General features: G+C 66.5%; 17 protein-coding genes. 11 read left to right on the top strand and 6 right to left on the bottom strand.

From position 1 onward, the window contains the following. The first annotated feature begins 29 nt into the window (after positions 1-29). Both BMX07_RS16605 and BMX07_RS16600 read left to right on the top strand, forming a co-directional pair. Positions 30-740, top strand: a complete 711-nt coding sequence (locus BMX07_RS16605) for a hypothetical protein (RefSeq protein ID WP_090619741.1) — start codon at positions 30-32, stop codon at positions 738-740. 66 nt (positions 741-806) lie between these two features. Then, positions 807-1655: a hypothetical protein gene (locus BMX07_RS16600; RefSeq protein WP_090619738.1), complete on the top strand. Its 849-nt coding sequence runs from the start codon at positions 807-809 to the stop codon at positions 1653-1655. 202 nt (positions 1656-1857) lie between these two features. Here BMX07_RS16600 and BMX07_RS16595 read toward each other — a convergent pair whose 3' ends face one another. Then, positions 1858-7902: an outer membrane protein assembly factor BamB family protein gene (locus BMX07_RS16595; RefSeq protein WP_090619735.1), complete on the bottom strand. Its 6045-nt coding sequence runs from the start codon at positions 7900-7902 to the stop codon at positions 1858-1860. Between the two features lie 432 nt (positions 7903-8334). On the opposite strand from BMX07_RS16595, the gene BMX07_RS16590 reads away from it, so the two are divergent. Then, complete coding sequence (locus BMX07_RS16590) at positions 8335-8637, top strand: thioredoxin family protein (RefSeq protein WP_090619732.1); 303 nt, start codon at positions 8335-8337, stop codon at positions 8635-8637. Positions 8638-8844: 207 nt separating this feature from the next. Here BMX07_RS16590 and npdG read toward each other — a convergent pair whose 3' ends face one another. Continuing rightward, positions 8845-9513, bottom strand: a complete 669-nt coding sequence (gene npdG, locus BMX07_RS16585) for an NADPH-dependent F420 reductase (RefSeq protein ID WP_090619729.1) — start codon at positions 9511-9513, stop codon at positions 8845-8847. Between the two features lie 104 nt (positions 9514-9617). Continuing rightward, the gene (locus BMX07_RS16580) at positions 9618-9875 is read right to left on the bottom strand and encodes a hypothetical protein (RefSeq protein WP_090619727.1); all 258 of its coding nucleotides are present in this window, start codon (positions 9873-9875) and stop codon (positions 9618-9620) included. Positions 9876-9968: 93 nt separating this feature from the next. On the opposite strand from BMX07_RS16580, the gene BMX07_RS16575 reads away from it, so the two are divergent. From BMX07_RS16575 to BMX07_RS16560, 4 genes are all read left to right on the top strand, one after another. Continuing rightward, complete coding sequence (locus BMX07_RS16575; protein WP_090619725.1) at positions 9969-10799, top strand: glycerophosphodiester phosphodiesterase; 831 nt, start codon at positions 9969-9971, stop codon at positions 10797-10799. 351 nt (positions 10800-11150) lie between these two features. Further along, complete coding sequence (locus tag BMX07_RS16570) at positions 11151-13616, top strand: cbb3-type cytochrome c oxidase subunit I (protein WP_090619722.1); 2466 nt, start codon at positions 11151-11153, stop codon at positions 13614-13616. A 162-nt stretch (positions 13617-13778) separates the two neighbouring features. Continuing rightward, positions 13779-14546 (top strand): Nif3-like dinuclear metal center hexameric protein, encoded by a 768-nt coding sequence (locus tag BMX07_RS16565; RefSeq protein WP_090619720.1) that lies wholly within the window; start codon positions 13779-13781, stop codon positions 14544-14546. 265 nt (positions 14547-14811) lie between these two features. After that, entirely contained in the window at positions 14812-15879 is a 1068-nt protein-coding gene (locus BMX07_RS16560; protein WP_090619994.1) for a deoxyhypusine synthase, read from the top strand. A gap of 82 nt (positions 15880-15961) precedes the next feature. Here the strand turns inward: BMX07_RS16560 and BMX07_RS16555 are convergent, their stop codons facing one another. After that, complete coding sequence (locus BMX07_RS16555) at positions 15962-16279, bottom strand: nucleoside triphosphate pyrophosphohydrolase (protein ID WP_090619717.1); 318 nt, start codon at positions 16277-16279, stop codon at positions 15962-15964. Positions 16280-16455: 176 nt separating this feature from the next. On the opposite strand from BMX07_RS16555, the gene BMX07_RS16550 reads away from it, so the two are divergent. Next, positions 16456-17562: an NAD(P)/FAD-dependent oxidoreductase gene (locus BMX07_RS16550; protein WP_090619715.1), complete on the top strand. Its 1107-nt coding sequence runs from the start codon at positions 16456-16458 to the stop codon at positions 17560-17562. 130 nt (positions 17563-17692) lie between these two features. Here the strand turns inward: BMX07_RS16550 and BMX07_RS16545 are convergent, their stop codons facing one another. Beyond that, positions 17693-18079: a pyridoxamine 5'-phosphate oxidase family protein gene (locus BMX07_RS16545; RefSeq protein WP_281246975.1), complete on the bottom strand. Its 387-nt coding sequence runs from the start codon at positions 18077-18079 to the stop codon at positions 17693-17695. Between the two features lie 98 nt (positions 18080-18177). On the opposite strand from BMX07_RS16545, the gene BMX07_RS24580 reads away from it, so the two are divergent. Further along, complete coding sequence (locus tag BMX07_RS24580; protein WP_175480178.1) at positions 18178-18315, top strand: hypothetical protein; 138 nt, start codon at positions 18178-18180, stop codon at positions 18313-18315. Between the two features lie 11 nt (positions 18316-18326). On the opposite strand, the gene BMX07_RS16540 is transcribed toward BMX07_RS24580, so the two are convergent. Continuing rightward, a complete protein-coding gene (locus BMX07_RS16540; protein WP_090619709.1) occupies positions 18327-19016 on the bottom strand; it encodes a glycosyltransferase in 690 nt (229 codons plus the stop codon). A gap of 297 nt (positions 19017-19313) precedes the next feature. Here BMX07_RS16540 and BMX07_RS16535 point away from each other — a divergent pair, with 297 nt between their 5' ends. Both BMX07_RS16535 and BMX07_RS16530 read left to right on the top strand, forming a co-directional pair. Beyond that, positions 19314-19532 (top strand): hypothetical protein, encoded by a 219-nt coding sequence (locus tag BMX07_RS16535; protein ID WP_090619706.1) that lies wholly within the window; start codon positions 19314-19316, stop codon positions 19530-19532. Positions 19533-20024: 492 nt separating this feature from the next. Beyond that, positions 20025-21056: a DUF7961 domain-containing protein gene (locus BMX07_RS16530; RefSeq protein ID WP_090619991.1), complete on the top strand. Its 1032-nt coding sequence runs from the start codon at positions 20025-20027 to the stop codon at positions 21054-21056. The last annotated feature ends 36 nt before the right edge of the window (positions 21057-21092 follow it).

Here is a 21092-nt window from a genome sequence, read left to right as displayed (position 1 = left end):
TTTATTATGCATACTATTGACCATGGCTTATGGTGACATCTGACGGAAGTGGCCAGCGGAGTAGAGATCAGCAAACGCCGGCGCGACGAAGCATCCTGCGATCGATCGGTGCCGCGGGTGCGACCGCGGCGGTCGGTGCGGGCGCGACGGGAACCGCGGGTGCAGCGAGCAACAGCGTCGGGCAACTCGCCCGCTCGAACGCGACCGAAACGCGGGCTCGGGAAGCCTTCGAGACGGCGGACGGAACGGCACTCTTGCGGGAGCTCTCGAAGCACGGATACATCGAGTCGGCGTCGTACGACGCGCTGAACGTCGACGACGTGACGGCCGCCCGTTCGTTTTCGACCGACTGGATCACGGTCACCGAAGTCCGTCACGATGAGGCGGGTGCGGTGGTCGGGTTCGTCGCGAAACTGGAAAACGAGACGTTCGACGGCCCCATCACCGTTCGTCTGTACCCGGACGCGGACGTCGCCGGGGCGACCGCGGAACGCGACGGGGAGTCGGTCGTGCTAAGCCCCGGTTACGACGGTTTCCGCCCGCAATCTTCCGTCGAGCCGGCGTCGTGTAACTCCTGTTCGGGGCACGAAGACATCTGCACCGACCACGACTGCGATTGCGGTCGAGTCTGCACCGAGCACGACGACATGAACGGCAAGTACACTGCCCACACGGTCTGCAGCGACGGGAGAGTGGAGTGTGGCGACTGCTCGCTCTGTTGTGGCACGTGCGGTTGGTAACGCTCCCCTCTCGAGGCGGACGCCCCGATCGCGTCGGTGCTCTCCCCGACGGACCGTGATCACGGTATGTTACACCGCCCACTGGACGTTTCCGACGCCGACCGCCGGACGCTCGAGTCGGACAGAGAGCGGCTGAACGAGACGATTGACCGTGCGGTCTCCGAATTGCTCGCCGAAGTACCGCACGGCCCGCTCCGCGAGCAGCTCGAGCTGATCGCGTTCACGCCGAACGCCGCGCTGCCGAAGCGGACGCGCCGGCCGAAGTGGGAACTCGCGTTTCTCGTCGACCGACTCGCGAACGCGTCCACGATGGACGACGAGCGACGCGAGACCGTCCTCCAATTTTCGCTGTGCGTCGGCGAGTACTACGACATCTTCGACGACGTCGTCGACGACGACGTCGCGGAGGGGGCCCGCGGGACGGTCGTCGCCACCTGGCAGGTCATGTTTCCGCTCTGTACCCGGCTCGTCCACCGCCTCGGTGACGACGCCGTGGACTACTGGACGGATCGCGCGATGGGGTTGATGGAAGCGCCCCTCGGCGGGATCAGAACCGATCCGACCCTCGAGCGATACCGCGCGATCGTCGACCGACAGGCCGTCCTCTTCGGTGCACTCACGGGACTCTGTGCCGTCGTCGGCGACCACCCCGCGACGGTCGAACGGGCGGAGCAACTCGGGCGAGCGTACTTCCGCTTCGAGCAGTTTCTGCTCGACGGCGAACAGTACGCGTCCGGCGAGACCGGCGGATGGAACCTGTTCGCGCTCGCGGACGCGGCCGACGCGCTCGAGTACGTGACCGACTGCCGTCGTGACTACGAACGTGCGTGCCGGTCGTTGCCCGACGCGGACCGGCGGGCGCTTCGTCCCCTGGTCGGCGTCGATCTCGATCGGTGGGCCGAACGCGAACTCTGACTGTTTCCTGCGGCATCGACGGGCGGATTACTGCTTCCCGCGGCCTCGACAGGCGGACTTCCGGGGCGCAATTCGACGATACCGAGACTCCGTCGTCGCCCGCTCTCGAGACGCGACTGCTCAGTTTCGCGCGATTCGAGGTCCCATTCGGCGGAGGACCGACACCGGGGCCGCGGGCGACCGCACCCGTGACCTGTCGGCCTCAGTCCGCCTGGTCGCCGTAGGCGTGCTCGAGGACGCGTTCGCCGCCCGGCGTCTCGAGGATCACGACGTCACCCTCGGCGTTCCACACGTGAACGCTGTACCCCCAGTAGAGGTCCGTCTCGGAGTTCGTCCCGTCGCCGGTCCAGACGGTCACGGTCGCGTTCGGTTCGAGCGTGTAGTCGGTGGGGAACGCGAACGGATCAAGTCCGCGGGCGACTTGGCCGCCGCTCTCGCGATCACGGATCATCCAGTCGCCGAGGTCGAGTTCGCTCGAGCCGTTGTTCGCGAGGACGACGTGTTCCTCGTCGACGGAGACGTTCGACACCGCCAGCCCTGCGACGGCGAGATCGTCAGCGAACGCCGACCCGTTCTCGACCCGGATCTCGGTCGTCGCCTCGTCGTGGGGCGAGGAAACGGTTATCGGGACCGGATCGGTCGCGTTCGACGTCGGGTTCCACCGGAGCGTGTGATTCGCGGTGGCGTTCGGACCCACCGTGACCGACGACTCGTCGACGGTTTCGTTGGCCGCGGCGAGCGCCAGTGGCACGTCCCGTTCGATCGGAGCCGGATTCGCGACGGTCACCGAGACCGTCGCGTTTCCGTCGACCGCGACGCGGTCCGGCGCGTCGAGTGCCGTCAGTTCGGCCGGTATCGGCTCGAGGGTAACGGACACGGCCGTGACTTCGTCTCCCGTGACCGTCACGTTCGCCGTCGCAGCCCGGAAGCCGGACGCGTTGACCGCGAGCTCGCCGTCGCCCGTCGGCGTCTCGAACGCCGCGGTCCCGTTCGCGTCGGTGGTCGCGCCCACGTCGTCGATCAGGACCGTCGCGTTCGGAATCGGATCGCCGGCCGGATCGGTGACGGCGACCGCGACCGGACCGCGTTCGGGGACGATCGGTCCGACGGCGTCTTCGAGTCCGGCCGACGAGCGGTCGGCATCGATCGCCGACGAGTCGGCGACGAGTCGGATCGCGTCGCCTTCCGCGACGCCCTCGAGCGGAACCGATACCGTTTCGAACGTCGTCTCGGACGGTGCCGTCCCGTCGAGTTCGACCGTCGCGGTGCCGTACTCGACGGTTTCGTTCCCGCCCGGATCGGCGTCGATAGCGCGAACCGTCGCGTTCGTCGCGAGTTCGCCGCGGTTTGCGACGTCGACGGTCGCCTCGAGATCCCCGTCGGCCTCGACGTAGCTCGGCGAGCCGACGAGCGCCAGGTCGGCGGTGAACAACTGCGTCCGGTAGGTCGGGTCCGCGACGGTCCGCTCGTCCAGTTCGCCGTCGGGGTCGATGACGAATTCGCCGAGGGAAGACCCGTTTACCGTCGTCGGATCGACCGATAGCGTGGCCGTTCCAGTCCCGTCGACGGGGACGTCGTCGACGGCGAGTTCGTACGACTCGTTGCCGTACTCGAGCGTCACCGGGACGTCCGCGGCCGGGATCTCCCCGTCGTTCGCGACGGTCACCGCGATCGTTCCCTGACTCGAATTGTTCGCGTCGACGGTCGCGTCGGCGTCCTCGATGGAGAGGGCCGGCGTACCGGTCGTTACCGACGTCGTCCGCGGGAGCCAGCCTTCGCGGCCGGTCTCGATCTCGGCCGCGGCTCGGTCGGTCGCCGACGACCCGACGGTGACGTCGAAGGTCCCGCTGTCGTCTGCGGTCGTGTTGAACGTTCCGCTGACCGTCTCGTTCGGGGCGAGCGGCCCTACCGCTTCGGTCGCGACCTCGCCACCGTCCGTGGAGAGGGTGACGGGGACCGACTCGTTGTTCTCAGTTTCGCCGACGTTCCGCACTGCGTACTCGACAGTGACCGGGTCGCCCGCGGTCACGTTGGTCGGTGCGTCAGCCGTGACCGTGTAGTCGGCCCGGAAGTCGTGGGACGCGACGAACACGTCGTTTTTCGTGTCCGGACCGAACTCGGATGCGGCGTAGACCGTATCGAACGAGTTCCCCGAGAGGTCCGTATCGGAGTGATAGAGCGCGAGCTCGTCGTCCTGCCCGCCCGCGACGCGACGGTCGGCGATCCACTCGCCGCCTCTTGCGATCCGATAGACGAGATCCGATGCCCTGTCGGTCTCCGGACGGCCGCGGTAGCTCAGCAGCGTGTCGTTGCCCTCGACCTCGAGGGAGAGCTCCTCGACGTCGCTCATGTTCGCGCTCAGCGATAGATTCTCGACGCCGGTTCCGTCGTCGTACGACAGGTTCGGATCGTCGAGGGACCCGTCGGCCCACGCGAGCCGGCCGCCGTCAGTGTCGTGGTCGATGTACTCCCGGCTGTCGTACCGCGCTCGCTCGTCGAACGCGCCGTCATCCGTGACGGTCCCGCGAACGACCGCCCCGCGCTCGGTACCGTTCTCCTGCGGTTCGTAGTACGAGAGCTCGAATCCCCCGTCGGACGACCCGACTGCGGGGGACATCGCGTCGTCGACGACCCCGCGCTCGGTCACGTTCGTTCCGTCGAGCACGGCGTACTCGACCGACCGGTTGTCGGTGGTGAACACGTCACCGTCGGGATCGCGTTCCCACGCGACCAGCCACGTCCCGTCGCGACCGGCGACGGTCGGGCCGTGCGTGAGTTCGTCGCTGTCCGTCAGGAGCGTCTGCTCGCTCCAGCCGGAGCCGTCGTAGTGCGCGACGGCAATCTCCTGATGGGGATAGACCTCCTCCGGTGCCGAGGCGTTTACGTCTTCGAGATCCGCGTCGGTTCTCGTCCAGCCGGCGAGGAGCTCGTCGCCGCCGCCCGCCGCGATCGTCGGCGACGCGTCGTGCCGATCGTCGTCGGTGAGGTTCGTCGGCTCGCTCCAGCCCGATTCGTCGTGAGTGCGAACGACCAGATCTCGTCCCTCGAGGACCGATCGGTTCTCCCGCTGCGTGCTCCAGAGGACGACCGTCTCGTTACCGACCGAGGTCACGGCCGGTTCGGTGTCCTCGTACGGTCGACCGGTGAGCCGTTCGGTACCGGTCCGCTCCGCTCCCGATGCAACGTCGAGCGTCCCGGCGGACTCGTCGACGGTCGCGACCGACGGGAGCGGGTTCTCGCCGCGTTTGTTCTCGACCTCCCAGTCGCCGAACTCGGTCTCGGTGGCCCGGTCGTCGGCGAACCAGTGACGGCTCGCGGCGCTCGCGGAACTCGAGCCGAACTCGGCCTCGGCTTTCGGCCAGGTGATCGCGACGCTCTGCGAGTAGACCGTCGCGTCCAGTTTTCCTCTGACGAACCCCTGGACGCCGATCGTCCCCCGCTTGAACTCGAGTCCCGGCGGGGTGTCGAACGTCGCCTTCGAGTCGACTTTGAGCCCAGCCGAAGCGGAGAGATCGACTCCCGGTGCAACGTTCGTCTGTACCGGCGTCTCGCCCGAGACGCCGGCGCCGGCGGTGATGTCCCAGTCACCCTCACCGTCGGTGGTGAATTCGGTGCGGACGTCGCCGCCGATGACGACCTCGACGCCGTCGGGCAGCGCCGGCGGGGACAGGGGGATCGACCGCTTGAGCCCCGCGAAGAAGTAGACCTTGGAGCCGTTCGCGAGCCCGCTGCCGTCGTAGGCGATTTTGGCCCCGCCGCCGCCGCGCACAGTGTTGCCGGCGACGCTCGTCTCACCGTTGATATCACCGTCGACGTTCAGCGTGCCCGCCGGGATCGTCGTTCCGATCCCCATCTTCGCCGTGAGGTTGAACCCGAGATCCGTCCGCCACGGGGTGAGCGGCCCGAGTTCGTCGTACTCGTTCGCGTCGTCGACGACGGTGATCTCGAAGAGGCCGAGCTTCGTCGCGGGGATCAAGCTGCCGGACGTCCCCTCGTATTCGACCCGTTCGGCGATGGCGGGTACCGGCCCCTTGTCGCCGACGTCGAGGAGGAAGACGAACTCGTCCGGGATGGTGATAACCTCGAGCGACGAGGTCTCCGTGACTTCGTTGCCCTCGACGTCGGTGGCGGTGATCGTCACCGTCGCGTCGTCCTCGAGGGTCGACGTATTGACGGCCGTCTCCCAGACGCCTTCCGCTTCGTCGATTCGGGTCGCCTCGTACGTTTCGCCGTCGAGTTCGACCGTCACCGATTCGACCGGTTCGACCGACCCGACCCGAATCCGATAGAGGTTCTCTTCGACGACCGACTCCACGATTCGCCCGCCGAACGCGTCCTGATACTCGCGGATGACGATATCGGCGTCAGCCACCGTGACCGACGTCGTCACCGTCTCTCCGTCGGTCGTCAGCGTGACGTTGTATGTCCCGGGTTCGTCGTACCGGTGCGAGACGGCGTGGCCGTTCGCCGTCGTCCCGTCGCCGAAGTCCCACTCGGTGTCGTCGGCACCGGCATCGCCGTCGACGCAGGATCGGAAGGCGACCGGTTCGACGATCGACGGCGATTCGGGACCGTATCTGACGTCCCGCCCGTCACACAGCGAGAGGCTGTGGGTCGTCGTCGTTTCTGCTCCGACGTGCCGGACCGTCCGCGTCTCGCTGGCTCCGTCGGCGGCGGCGACGACGTCGTACGTGCCTTCGTCGAGGGTCAGCGACCACGTCCCGTCGTCTCCCGTTTCCGTCGTCCCGACGGTACCGCGTCTCTCGCTCCGAACCTCGACGTTTGACCCGGCGATCGGTCGATCGAACTCGTCGACGACCGTGCCGCTCACCGGCGAGTTGGAACTTCCGTCCCAGCCCTCGTGGTGACCGAGCGTGCCGAGCGCGACGCGAGAGTCGCTCGAGTCGCCGTCCGCCGGCCGCTCGGCGACCGTCGGTGACGAGTAGATCGACGATCCCGTCTCGGCCGCCCAGCGTTCGCTCCCGTCGTCGGCGTCGACGGCGTACGCGCGTCCGTCGAGCGAGCCGACGTAGACCGTCTCGTTGAAGACCGCCGGCGTCGAGCGAATCCGATCGCCCGTTCCGAACGACCATCGCTCGCTGCCGCTTTCGGCGTCGAGCGCGTACAGGTTACCGTCGTCCGAGCCGACGTAGACCGTCCCGCCGCTGATCGTCGGCGAGGAACCGCCCCAGGAGCCAGCTCCCGCCGACCACTCCGCGTCTCCGTCGGCGGCGTCGACCGCGTACACGTCGTCCGAGCGGATGTAGACCGTCCCGTCAGCGACCGTCGGCGAGGCGTAGACGTCGTCGCCCGTGTCGAACGACCACGTTTCGGCGCCGCTCGCCGCGTCCAACGCGTACAGGGAGCCGTCGTAGGAGCCGACGTAGACCGTCCCGTCGACCACCGTCGGGGCCGATCGGACGAAGTGGCCCGTTTCGAAGCGCCACTCTTCGGTCCCGTCGTCGGCGTCGATCGCGTACACGTTGTTGTCGTTCGAACCGATGTAGACCGTCCCGTCGACGACCGTCGGGGACGAGTAGACGTCGCCGCCGGTATCGAACGACCACTGCTCGCTGCCGGTTTCCGCGTCCAGCGCGTACAGCGTGTCTTCGTCCCAGATGCTGTCGTACGCTCCGACGTAGACCGTTCCGTCCACGACCGTCGGCGACGAGAACACCTCGCCGAACTCCTTCTCCGAGTCGAAGCTCCACCGCTCGGTCCCGTCGGCCGCGTCGATCGCGTGGACGAACCCCTCATCGTCGCCGACGTAGACCGTCCCGTCGGCCACAGTCGGGGAACTCAGCACCTTGCTCTCGGCTTCGAACGACCACTCGATCTCGCCGGTCCGTGTGTCGAGCGCGTACAGGTTGCCGTCGTTCGAACCGACGTACACCGTCGGATCGCCCGCGGTCCCGTCAGCCGCATCGAGCGCTGTGGGCGTCAGGTTCAGTTCGGCGATGCGAGCGCCCGTCCGGATCGCGTTTCGATCGACTATTTCGGTCCCGTTTCGGTCGGCTACCCGGACCGACCGTCGGTCGCTCACCCCGATCGTCTTCCCATCGCTCGCTGATGCCGACGGGACCGACGCGGCGTCGGTCACACCGTTCGTCTCGAGTGATCCGTCGACCGGCCGCGCCGGCTGGGGGGCCGCGCCGCCGATTCCCGCCATACTGACGAGCCCGAGCACCAATACGAGGCTCGCGAACACTGCTCCTGTCTCCGTCCGTCTATCGGCTCCGTCTCTCATTCGTTGCAGCTACCTCCTGATCGCTGTGTCCGGTTTCCAACCACCCCGAACCAACCGCGAGGACTCGTCGGCCGCGCCCGCGTCTCGTTCGCTCGATTGGTTGTGGATGACTATCACCAATTGCCACAGCATTTCGTTATTACCATATTAGGATAAAAAATTACTGCCGGAGAGGGTTCGATAAGAGGGGCCGTCGAACGATTCGGCGATGCGGACCGCGGGGACTCACGCGGCGTCGGCTCCATTCACCGCGGTCTGTGCCGTCGACGCGGTCGACGAACGACTGCGAACGACTGGGTCGGCTCGTCGAGGCGACTCCGTGTGGGGGCGTCCGGAACCCGAAAGAACCCACCGGGAATTGCGGCCCGACGGACGCCGCTCCCGCCGGTCGTGTCCCCGCTTGCGGCAAGCGAACCCCAGTGGGAAACCCTTATGCGCGGCGCGTGGCAACTAGCGCTGAACCGTATGACTGTCACACTCAAGGATTTCTACGCTGACTGGTGTGGCCCCTGCAAGACCCAGGACCCGATCCTCGAGGAGCTCGAGGACGACTGGGAGGGCCGATTCGAGGTCGAGAAAGTGAACGTCGACGAACAACAGGACGTCGCCAACGAGTATCAGGTTCGGTCGCTCCCGACGCTCGTTATCGAGAACGACGACGGCATCGTCGAACGCTTCGTCGGCGTCACCCAGCGTGACGACATCGAGGACGCGCTCGAGTCGGCCGGCGCGTAGGGACGACCACCAGCGATTTCTTTCGGTTTTTCACCCGTCCGCGGAGCGTCCGCTGTCGCGCCGGCGTCCGCTTTCGAGTACGGGTGCGCGAGGAACAGCGTACAACGTACCGGCGTAGCGTGCCGGCGTCGGTGAACGGAAACGCCGAGAAGAGACGAACGACGGAAGACCGAAGATGGAAGACGGAACGGATCGCGCTCGGGTCGCCTAGATCCACTTCACGCCGACGTCGTGCATCTCCTCGTTGTACTTCGCGATGTTGATGACCAGCGGCGTCACGCTCTCGACTTCGGCCGCGTTGGCCAGGGGGCCGGCCTCGAGCGCGCGCAGGCCGTCGATCTCGTTGGCGATCGTCAGGACGGTGGCTCCCGCGTCGTCGTCGTCGGCGACGACGAGCGTGTCGAGGTCGAGTTCGTTGTCGAGGGTCGACAGGGCGTCGGCGGCGAGATTGTGGAAGGCACCGACGACGGGAACCTCGTCGGGGGCCCGCTGTGCGACGAGTTCGGTGACGCTGCCCGCGCTCGGCGGGTGGTAGTGCAGTCCGTCCTCGTCGCCCTGCATGCCGACGGCGGGCGTCACGAGGACGGTCTCCGAATCCAGACTGTCGGCGACCGCTTCGACGGTGTCGCCGACGTAGTACGGCGGGACGCTCAGGATCACGACGTCCGCCCGGTCGGCCGCCATCTCGTTCGCGAAGCCCTTGATGTCGACCTCGTCGGTGCGGTCCGCCAGCTCGTCTTCGTACGCCGCGACCGCGTCGCGGGCCTTCTCCGGGTCCCTCGAGCCGATGAGGATCTCGTGGTCCGTATCGCGGGCAAACCGCAGTGCGAGTCCTTCGCCGATATCGCCGGTGCCGCCCAGTAGTGCAATTCGCATACGCACCCCTCCGGACGGCACCCGAATAAAAGGGCCGGAGATCGGCCGTTCTCGCCGGGTTCTCGGACGCGGACGGCGGAGGCGCGTCGACGTCCGGACCCCCGCTACGGCGCGTCGTCCTCCGTCGGATTCATCGCCGATCCCAACCCGCTGTCGTAGGCGTCGCGCGCTTTCACCTCGCGGATCCGCTGCTCGAGCCGGGTCTCGAGTTCCCGTCGCCGCTCCTCGTCGACGTCGGGATCGTTCGCCAGGTTCCGAACGTCCTGGCGGGCGGTCCGCAACACGGCGACGGCCTCCTCGGTCTCGAGGTCGGCCGCGCGGTCGAGGGCGCGCTCGACGTCCGCGAGCGTGAGGTCGGTCATAGTGGAGGTTCGCGGAGCGAACGGATGAAAGACCGGCCGGGAAGCGCCACGTCGCCCCGCAGCTTCCTTTACCCGCCCGGCCGTCGATCCGGTATGCGCCGCCCCGCCGTCATCGCCCACCGCGGCTACGCCGGCATCGCCCCCGAGAACACCGTCGCCGCGGTCGAACGGGCGGCCGCGTACGACGAGACCGCGATGATCGAGATCGACGTCCAGCCGGCCGCCTGCGGGACGCCGGTGGTCGTCCACGACGAGCGCCTCGAGGGGGTCCGCGACGGTCGCCCGCTCACCGACGCCACCGGGCTCGTCCGGGACACGTCGCTCGAGGCGCTGCGGGAGACGCGGGTACTCGGCACCGACGCGACGATTCCGACGCTCGCGGACGTCCTCGACGCCGTTCCCGAGCGGGTCGGCGTCACCGTCGAACTGAAGCGCCCCGGAACGGGGTCCCTGCGCGTCGGCGAGGCGCTCGAGCCGGCCGAACGCGACCGCCGACGGGACGCGTGGCGGCCGTTCGTCGAGCGCGTCGTCGCCGACTGCGACGCCTTCGGCGGGAAACTGCTCTTCTCGTCGTTCTGCGAGGGTGCCATCGCGGCGCTTCGCGACGTGACGACCGCGTACGCCGCCGCGCCGCTGGTCCGGGACGATCCGGCGGCCGGCCTCGAGATCGCGCGGCGCTACGACTGCGAGGCGATCCACCCGCCGCGGTCCGCGATCCGCGGCCCGGAATCGGCCGCGGCGGCCGCCGGCGTTTCGGACGACGGGTCCGCGATCGACGTACTCGAGCGGGCCCACGACGAGGGGCGCGCGGTCACCGTCTGGACCGTGACGAACTGGGTCCAGTTCGACGCGCTCGCGGCGGCCGGCGTCGATGGCGTCATCGCCGACTACCCGGGGTTGGGCCGGGTCGTCTCCGACCGATAGCACCGACGATCCACGGCGGTCGCGTGTTGGTCTCGTGGCGACAGCTCGCGGCAATCGCTCGATCACCGCTCGGACGGCTGCGGCACCGTCGACTCGGCCGCTCTCGCCGCCTGCCGGTCGCGCCTTCGGGCCGCCGGTTCGGGACGGATTCGCGGTCGGACCGTACAAGTAGTGCTTGCAGACGCGCCGGACACCTTGATACGGCGAATCGTACTGAGGATGTGTTGTCCATGCATCTCGTCGCATCTCCGTGCGGTCGCCGTTGTCGGCCGTTCGCGACTCGCTCCGGCCGTGTCCCGGCCCGCGACGTCCTCGACTCGAGACGCCCGGCTACGCGGGAGGTGTGTGCTGATGAGTGATTTTCCACCGCGGACGACGATCAAACGGTGGCTGGTGACGACCAACCACAAGGACGTCGGCATCCTGTACCTGGTGACGGCGTTGTTCTTCCTCGTCGCCGGCGGCATTCTCGCGCTGCTGTTCCGTACGCACCTGTGGGAGGCCGGCGGCACCGGCTTTCTGGAGAACGCCGAGTACAACCAGTCGGTCTCGATTCACGGCCTGCTGATGGTGTTCTGGTTTATCTCGCCGCTCGGCTTCGCCTTCGCGAACTACGTCGTTCCGTTACAGATCGGTGCGAAGGACCTGGCGTTTCCGCGCTTGAACGCGCTGAGCTACTGGTTCTATCTGTTCTCCGGGATTCTGGTTCTGCTCTCGTTCTTCCAGGGGGCCTCGTGGGCCAACGGCTGGTATCTGTACGCACCGCTGAACGTCCCGATCTACAACCCCGGCTACACGCTGACGATGGGCGGGAATACGACGATCCTCGCGTTGATCCTGTTCGTTATGTCGGTCACCCTCGGCTCGGTGAACTTCCTGACGACGATCCACTGCTGCCGCGCCGAGGGACTGGGGCTGTGGAACATGCCGATGTTCACGTGGGGGACCCTGTTGACCGTCTGGATGATGCTGTACGCCTTCGCGGCACTGCTCGCCGCACTCCTGTTGCTGTCGACCGACCGGCTCCTGTTGACGCAGTACTTCGCGACCGAACAGGGCTCGAGTCTCCTGTGGGGCCACCTGTTCTGGTTCTTCGGTCATCCGGAGGTGTACATCGTCTTCTTCCCCGCGCTGGGGATCATGTTCGAAGTGATCCAGACGTTCACCGGCCGGCGGCTGGTCGGCCGCAAGTGGGTCATCATCGCGATGGTCCTCGTGGCCGTGCAGTCGTTCCTCGTCTGGATGCACCACATGTTCCTGACGACGATCAACCTCCCGATCAAGACGCTGTTCATGGCGACGACGATCGGGATCTCGCTTCCCTTCGACCTGATGGTCTTCTCGATGATCTACACGATGGTCAAGGGACGGGTCCGGTTTACGACGCCGTTTCTCTTCGTCCTCGGCGCGCTCGTGTTGTTCATCCTCGGCGGGATCACCGGCGTCTTCCTCGGCGCCGTCGTGCTCGACTACGAGTTCCGCGGCACCTACTGGGTCGTCGCGCACTTCCACTACGTGATGGTCTCGGGCGTCACCGCGCTGATCGGCGGCCTCTACTACTGGTGGCCGAAGATCACCGGAAAGATGTACTCCGAACGGCTCGGCAAGCTCAGCTTCGCCGTCTATTTCTTCGGCTTCAACCTGCTGTACTTCCCGATGTTCCTCGCCTGGGAGACGCCCCGGCGCGTCTTCCACTACGGCGAGAGCTTCCAGATCTACCACCGGGCCGCGACCGTCGGGGCGTTCGTCCTCGCCACGTCGGTCCTGCTCGTCTTCGTCACGCTCGCGAAGAGTCTGGTCTCGGGCCCCGACGCGCCCGACAACCCGTGGTCCTACTCCCGGACTGCCGAGTGGGCGACCACCTCGCCCCCACCGCTCGAGAACTGGCCGGACCGGCCGAGCTACGCCAGCGGCCGCCTCGAGTTCGTCGACGACGCGACCGCGACTGACGGCGGCGCGGCCACGCACGAGCGGGCCGGGCAGGTCGACGCGCTCGAGGTGGATCACGAGGATCACGCGAGCATCTGGCCGTTCGGCATCGGACTCGGGATGTTCGTCATGTTCCTCGGGCTGTCGGGACTGACTCCCTACGTCGCCGACTTCGCCAGCGCTCGAGGGGCGGAGCTCCCGGGCAGCGTCGGATCGGCGAACGTCCTCTATCCGGTTCTCTCGCTCGTCGGCGTCGGAATCCTCGGGTACTCGCTCTTCGAATACGGCCGCGAGCGGTTCGACGCGCCCGAAATGACGATCGCCGAGCGGTGGCCGTTCGAGGGCGTCGGAACGACCAAGACCGGCGTCTGGTTCTTCCTCGCATCGGACGTGATCGTCTTCGGGGCCGTCATCGGGGCGTACATCTTCATGCGAATCCACGGCGGCTGGGGCAACTTCGAGACCGTGCCGCCGTCTGCGACCGTCGGTCTGATCAATACGTACGTCCTGCTGACCTCGAGTTTCACCGTCGTCCTCGCGCTGGTGATGGCCGAACGCGAGAACAAGCGCGGATTGCTAGCGTCGATGGGGGCCACGTTACTACTCGGGCTCACGTTCCTCGCGGTCAAGGGCTACGAGTGGGGCCAGGAGTTCGCCCACGGGATCTACTGGTTCACCGAACTCCAGTACTCGATGTACTTCGTGACGACGGGGCTGCACGCGTTGCACGTCATCCTCGGTCTGCTCATCGCCGCGTTCATGATCTACCGGGTCGCGAGCGTCGACGCCTATCTCACGGACCACCGGCCGGTGGAGTACTTCGGGCTCTACTGGCACTTCGTCGACATCGTCTGGGTGTTCCTGTTCCCGCTGTTCTACCTGATGTAGCGGGGACCGACGCAGGGTCGCTTTTCGAATCGACGATCCAAACGGGACCGACGCGGCTGCTCCGAACAGGCTCCGCTCGAGGCGCTGACAGCGGCCCGTACTCTCGGCCGTCGACGGACCGTAAACGTCCAGAGCCTTCGACGCGAAGACCCGCGTACGACAATGGATCTCTCGGAGTGCACCGAGCGACTCGACGAGGAGTTGCGAACCGCCGACTACGCCGACCTCGACGCCAGCGCCAACGGGCTGCAGGTCGGCCCGGACGAGGGCGAGATCGAGCGCGTCGCGTTCGCGGTCGACGGCGTCCGCGAGACGTTCGAGCGGGCGATCGCGGCCGATGCCGATCTGCTGGTCGTCCACCACGGGCTCTCGTGGGGCGGCTTCGACCGCGTGACCGGCCGAACCTACGACCGGATCGCCCCGCTGATCGAGGGCGACCTCGCGCTGTACGTCTCCCACCTCCCGCTGGACGGCCACCAGGAACTGGGCAACGCCGCCGGCGTCGCCGACCTGCTCGAACTCGAGGACCGAGCCCCCTTCGGCGAACTCGGCCCCGAGCACATCGGCCAGCGCGGGACGGCGGCCGACCCCTACGGTCCCGACGAACTGCGCGAGCGCCTGGAGGAGCACCTCGAGACCGACGAGCAACCGGTTCAGGCGCTCGATTTCGGCCCGGACGAGATCGAGAACGTGGCGATCGTCACCGGCAGCGGCACGGACTGGCTGGACGAGGCCGTCGCGACCGACGCCGACGCGCTGGTGACCGGCGAGGGGAAACAGAAGGCCTACCACGAGGCGCAGGAGGCCGGGACCCACGTCTTCCTCGCGGGCCACTACGCGACGGAGACCGTCGGCGTGCGGGCGCTGCAAGAGTTAGTCGAAGCGTGGGGGCTCGAGACGACGTTCCTCGACGTACCGACGGGGCTGTAAGGGTGACCCGCGATCCGAGCGGTTCCGAGACGGTCCGGTGACCCTTCGGCAGAAACCCGGTCGTCTCAGCGATCGGTCTCGACCACGGATCGACACACGTTCGGCCCTCGTTCGATTCGCATCCGTCGCGAGCGGCCAGTTCGCGAGGGGAGACCCTGCTGAAGGGGCTTCGACGGTGCCTGCCGAGGCGTACTTGCGGACAGCTCGAGACGGCGGATCGAACCGAACCGCGGCGTTCAAACCGCTGGCTCGCGGATGCGTGGACATGAGCGACGAGCACGATCACGGCGGCGACGCCGACGACGAGGCGGACAGCCACCACCCCGAACGGGAGACCTTCTCGCACGACCCGGTCGGCCACGCCGAGGCTCGAGCCGGGATGACCGTCGGCGAACTCGCCGACGAGTACGGGTCGGCCGGCGTCGGCGCGGCGGACCTCCACGAGGCCGTGGACGTGACCGAGTCGATGTTCGACGACGACGTGACCGTCTTCTTCGGCCTCGCGGGCGCGATGGTGCCGACGGGAATGCGTCGGATCGTCGCGGACCTGATCCGGGACGGCCACATCGACGTCCTCGTGACGACGGGGGCGAACCTCACCCACGATTCCATCGAGGCTATCGGCGGCAAACACCACCACGGCGCGGTCCACGCCGAGGGGAAGACCGAGCGCGAACACGACGAGACGCTGCGCGACGAGGGCGTCGACCGCATCTACAACGTCTACCTCCCACAGGAGTTCTTCGCGACCTTCGAATCGCACCTGCGCGAGGAGGTCTTCCCGCCCCTGGAAGCGGAGGGCATCGTCCCCATTCAGCGGCTCACCGAGGAACTCGGCCGCGCCAACGCCGAGGTCAACGAGCGCGACGACGTCGACGAGGACGCCGGCATCGCCGCCGCGGCCTACGAGAACGACGTGCCGATCTACTGCCCCGCGATTCAGGACTCCGTGCTCGGCCTGCAGGCGTGGATGTACTCCCAGACCTCGGCGTTCTCGCTGGACGCGCTGGCGGACATGACGCCGCTGACCGACATCGCCTACGACGCCGACGAGGCCGGCGCGTTCGTCGTCGGCGGCGGCGTCCCTAAGAACTTCACCCTCCAGACGATGCTCGTCACGCCCGGCGCGTACGACTACGCCGTCCAGCTGACCATGGACCCGAAACAGACCGGCGGCCTCTCCGGCGCGACCCTGGACGAGGCCCGCTCGTGGGGCAAACTCGAGAAGGACGCCGACAACGTCTCCGTCTACGCCGACGCGACGATCACGCTCCCGCTGGTTGTCGCGGCGGCTCGGGAGCGACTCGAGAAGGACGACTCGAGTAGCCACTGACGGTCACTGCACACCCGATCGCACGACGGCTGCGCGATCGGTGTGTGAGTCGCTTCAGTTGGTACTGGAACGGCGACCCGCGCTACGACTCGACGCGCTCGAGGATGACCCGCTCTCGAAACCCGCCTCTCTCCTCGGCCTTCCGATTGCGGAGCTCGCGGAGTTCTCGATCGGAGAGCCCCTCGACCTCCCGGATCGCGCGGACGACCTCCAGGATATCGGCGAGTTCCTCGCGCTCCCGACTCTCGGCGTACTCCTCGACCTCCTCCCGGAGCTTTTCGACGAGGGAGGCCTCGTATTCGCCGTCGTCGCTCGCCGTGCGAACGACCGGGACCTCGCCGTTCCGTTCGATGATCTCCGGGATGCGATCGCGGACGAGCTTGTCGTATTCTCGTGCCACAGTCGGGGTTCAGACGACGGCGTATTGAACGTTCGGAGGGACGAGCGTACTCGAGGCTCGCCTTCGCGTCGGTCGGCAACTCGAGGTCGACTGTCGACGGTCGACTGTCGGTCGATCGCTGCGGCCGCATATTCACGGCCCAGCCTCAACCCGCTGGGGGCGGGAGTACGCGTACGATGAGCGAACCGACGGAGCCACTCGCGTACGAGGTCGCCGTCGTGGGGGGCGGTCCCGCCGGGTTGACGACCGCCCTGTACACGACGCGGCTGGGCCACCGCACCGCCGTCTTCGAGAAGGAGGGTGGCCGCCACGCGGCGGTCGACCACGTCCACAACCTGCTGGGCGTCTCCGAGACCGTCTCCGGTGAGGAACTCGCGGCCCACGCCGTCGAGCAACTCGAGCACTACGGCGGCGACTTCTACCCCGACGCGGTCGAGTCGGTCAGCCAACTGGACGGGGGCGGGGACGGGCCCCGATTCCGACTCGAGGCCGTCCATTCCACGGTCGACGCCGACAGGATCGTCTTCGCGACCGGTTTCCGCGACCGCAGTCCGGAGGTGCCGGGACTCGAGCGCTTTACGGGTCGCGGCCTGCACTACTGTCTCCACTGCGACGCGTACACGCTGGGCGACGGGTCGGTCTTCGTGCTGGGCCACACGGAGAGCGCGGCCCACGTCGCGATGACGATGTGCAACTTCACCGACGACGTCGACCTCCTGTTGAACGACCGCGAGCCGGAGTGGGACGACGAGACCGCCGCGCGACTCGAGGCCCACCCGGTCGATCGGATCGACACGGCCGTCGTCTCGGCGGACGCCGACGAGAGCATCGATGCGGACGAACCGCCGTGGCTCGGCGGTCTCTCGTTCGCCGACGGAACGGAGCGCGACTACCTCGGCGGGTTCGCGATGTACGGCTCCGCGTACAACGCCGACCTCGCCGCGGAACTGGGCTGCGAACTGGCCGACGACGGCGCGATCGCGGTCGACGAGAACCGGCAGACCAGCGTCGAGGGCGTCTCCGCCGTCGGCGACGTCACCCACGGCCAGAACCAGACGACGATCGCCATCGGCGACGGCGCTTACGCCGGACTGGCGATCCACAAGGACCTCCGGACGTTCCTGAAGTCGCTGGACGAACTCGAGGGCGACGGTGACGGCGACGAGAACGCCCTCGAGGAGTCGGTGCCCGGAAGCCGGTCCGATCTCCGTGCACAGATGCGACGCGTGCGCGAGCTGCGGACGCATCCGGGGCTGCGCGAGCCGTCGCCGGGTCGGCAGTGATGGATCGACGGGGCGAAGAACGCCGGCTGGGCCGCGCCGCTACGAGGGCGGGGGTCCGGGGAGCTCCCCGGGATTCTGTTTCGGGCCTGAGCCGCTCGCCGTCTCCACCGTCTCGAGACGGGAGATGGAATCAGTACGTCCGGTAGGTCGCCGAGCCGACGTCGATCCGGACCAGCGTGTTGCCGGCGTAAGCGTCCGGGTCCGCGTCGTACTTCTCGTTGATCCGACGGCGGGCCGCGACTGTCTCGGCCTCGTCCTCGACGACCGTCGCTGTGCCGAGCAGCGAAACCATCCACTCCGTCTGTCCCGCGTCGTCTTTCTGTATCGAGAGGGCGACCCGCGGATTCCGCCTGACGTTCGCCAGCTTCCGTCCCGTCGTGACGATTTCGGCCACTCCGTCTGCGTACCGGTACCAGACCGGCGCGACGTGCGGTCGTCCCTCGACGCTCGTCCCCAGATGCGCCATCAGCGGCTCGCTCTCGAGCAGTCGTTCCGCCGTCGCTGGAACCGTCGACACGGACGTTCCGGCGACGCGCACCGAAAAAAGCGGTCGCCATGACGGTGCCGGTGTGGCCGTCGATCCCATTGTGGGTTGCCATATCGGCAGCTACTGCCGTGGGCGAAATCGTCGCCGTCTCCGTCAGCGACGGGTCCGTGACGGGACTCGAGAGTCCGCGGGCGCTCGAACGGGTCGGCGTGGACGGCGTCGACCGTCTCGTCGGTTCGGCCGCGGGCCCGAGAAACGGGCCGTGAGTCGGGGGTCTTCAGTACTCCGCCCGAAGTCGCTCGAGGTCCAGCCGCAGGTAGTGCCACAGCGTCCCCGTCAGCCCGTCGTCTGCGATCCGCCGGCCCGAACTCTCGACCAGCACGGTCGGGCAGTACGCCGTCGGGTAACGGCGAGCGAGCCGCCGACTGAACGCCGTGTCCTCGTTCGGCACGTCGGGAAAGCCACCGACCGCGTCGAACGCCTCGCGGTGGACCAGACAGTTGAACCCCGGCATGATCGGTCGCTCGAGCCGCGAAAAGACCTGATTGATCGTCACCGCCATCAGCGCGGCTCGTCGGGGACCGGTGATCCGACAGCGCGAACTCGCGGCCGCGAGCCCGTTCGCTTCGGCGAAGCCGAGCAACTCGGTGAGGTAGTTCGCCCGCACTCGCGTGTCCGCATCGACGAAGGCCAGCCACTCCCCGGCCGCGCGGTTGGCGCCGAGATTCCGCGCCGCGCCGATGCTCGAGCCGCCCTCGTCGACGACGGTCGCGCCGTACTCGCGGGCGACCGCCGGCGTGTCGTCGCTCGAGCCGCCGTCGACGACGATCACCTCGTACTCGTAGTCCGTGTCCAGGGCGGCGAGGCTCGCCACGGCTCCCCGGAGGTAGTCGGCCTCGTTTCGTGCCGGCACCACGAAGCTGACATCCGGCCCGCGGTCGCCACCGCCCCGTTCGTCGCTGGCCATCGTATTGCTCGGGGAGACTCGGCGACGGCTTCTCAAACTATCGGAGTCGCAACCGGTGACGACGGGTGCCGCCCGCGGAACGCGGGTTCATTCCGGTCCGTATCCGCAGGGAATCGTGCTATCTATAACCACGGTACTTGGTTTCAGACACCATCCAACAGAGCCCATATCTATCATGAACTTTTATAATGGAGGGGCGAATAGGGGTGAGTACAGATGTCGGTCGTACACGTAGTAGCCTGAGTTCGTTGCCGACGACGAGTACCGATTTTCGACGATATCCACCACCCGACCGACATGAGCACACACCAACCGCAGCCACCGACCGAGACCGAACCGACGCCCGACCGAACCACACCCCACACGCACCGACCCCGCTCGAGTGCCGCCACCCCGCGGACGGCCACCGACCGCGCCCCGCGGACGTTCTCCCACCGGAACGCGACGCGACTCGAGAACCTGATCGACGAGTGGAACGCGGCGTTCGCGAACGAGACACCGGACGAAGCGGCCTAAGCCGGCGCGCGGCGTCGTTCTCCCGGGAATCCAAACCGTCTTTGGAGCGACTGCCGTATCCTCGCGTGGCCGATGACGACGCACCCGCTCCGAGCCGGACTCGGCATCCGGTCGTGACGAGCCCTATGAGTGCCGAGGCCCAACTATTACCGACCCTTTGTTTCACCAATCAAAAAACAAACAACTCGGGCAGGAGAGGACAAAGCCTAAATCTGAATGCGCTCGCCGTCGGGCGGGCCTCGAGTACATAGATTCCCTCCTACGAGTGCACGTTTAACGAAATTGAGCAGGTTCGAGAACGAGTGGAAAGATTCGGGTGAGACGTAGAGGTGATGATTATGGCGTTGAAGATTTCTTTCGTCAGGGAGTATTCTACTACAGAGTACGCTTCAGAAGGAACCAGCGTTCTGACCACCGGTTGTACCTCGGTTGGTCACCCTTGACATCAACCTAATGGAAAGATATATTATAAAATCAGATAATCTGGATATCATGTATCTGTATACGCCGGACGAAATCGACAGAGAGCGAGCCCATCATCAGGCGGTCATCCAAGGTGCTGACAATCTTGACGTCAAGCGCATCGGGAATCTCGGTGAACTCGCCTTTGAACAGTTCTGTCGCGAATATCTTCCCGTCGAGATGTGGGAATGGCAAAATGAGGAGGCCATCCGTCGGTGCAATCCAGAGAGTTTCTCCGGACACGACTTCGAGGTGTTTGGATATGAGATAGACGTGAAAACCTCCCGTGACGTCTCCGCCTTTCGCCCTGCGAACCTCCTCGAGAACGACCCGGATGATGATGTCATCGTGATGGTATGGCATCGAGATAACGAAGATGCACTCATCCTCCTCGGGTGGGAACGGACTGAAACGCTCAAGTCGAAGGTGAAGACTCAGGAAGCTTACTCCGGTGAGGAACCTGAGAAGATCGCACACTTGGCTTCTCGTCCAATGAATGAACTGCACGACCTCGGGCCGAACACAGCCCACCTCAACCAGAAACCCGAGAACCCCTTCTCACCTGGCGACCGTGTTGTGAAGAAAGGCGATGATGATGCGTCAGTCGCGGTGGTCGTAGAGGTCTTGCCACCCGAGAAAAATACCACCGCCTACGGGCAGGAGATGGACGGTGAGGCAGTCAATGTCGCGTTCCCGAATATGCTCGATGAGGGTCCCGGGAACTGGCGCGAAATCCACCCGGCGAAGCTTGCATCCTACTGCGACGACCAAGATATCAAGCTCTACACCTACAAGCACACAAATCTGGAGTTTGCGGAGAACCCATTCACACCGGGCGACTACGTCATCAAGCCCGACTACGACGACCCAGATTTAGCGGTAGTCGTCGATGTCAGCGAGGTGGACCGAAATGTCTCTATCGCGTTCCTTCACCATTTCGATGAGGAATCGGAAAAGCAAGTATATGTCCCTCCGGCAGAGCTTAGCTCTCACTGTGAAGAGTCCGGTATCAAATCGTACTCCTATGAGCACGCTGAGTTGAGCTTCGAACACCAGTACTAGCATATCCGTCGATATCTTACCTGAGTGGAAGAGAAG

Source organism: Natrinema salaciae (assembly GCF_900110865.1).
Taxonomy (GTDB): Archaea; Halobacteriota; Halobacteria; order Halobacteriales; family Natrialbaceae; genus Natrinema; species Natrinema salaciae.
This window is presented reverse-complemented; position numbering and strand designations above follow the sequence as displayed.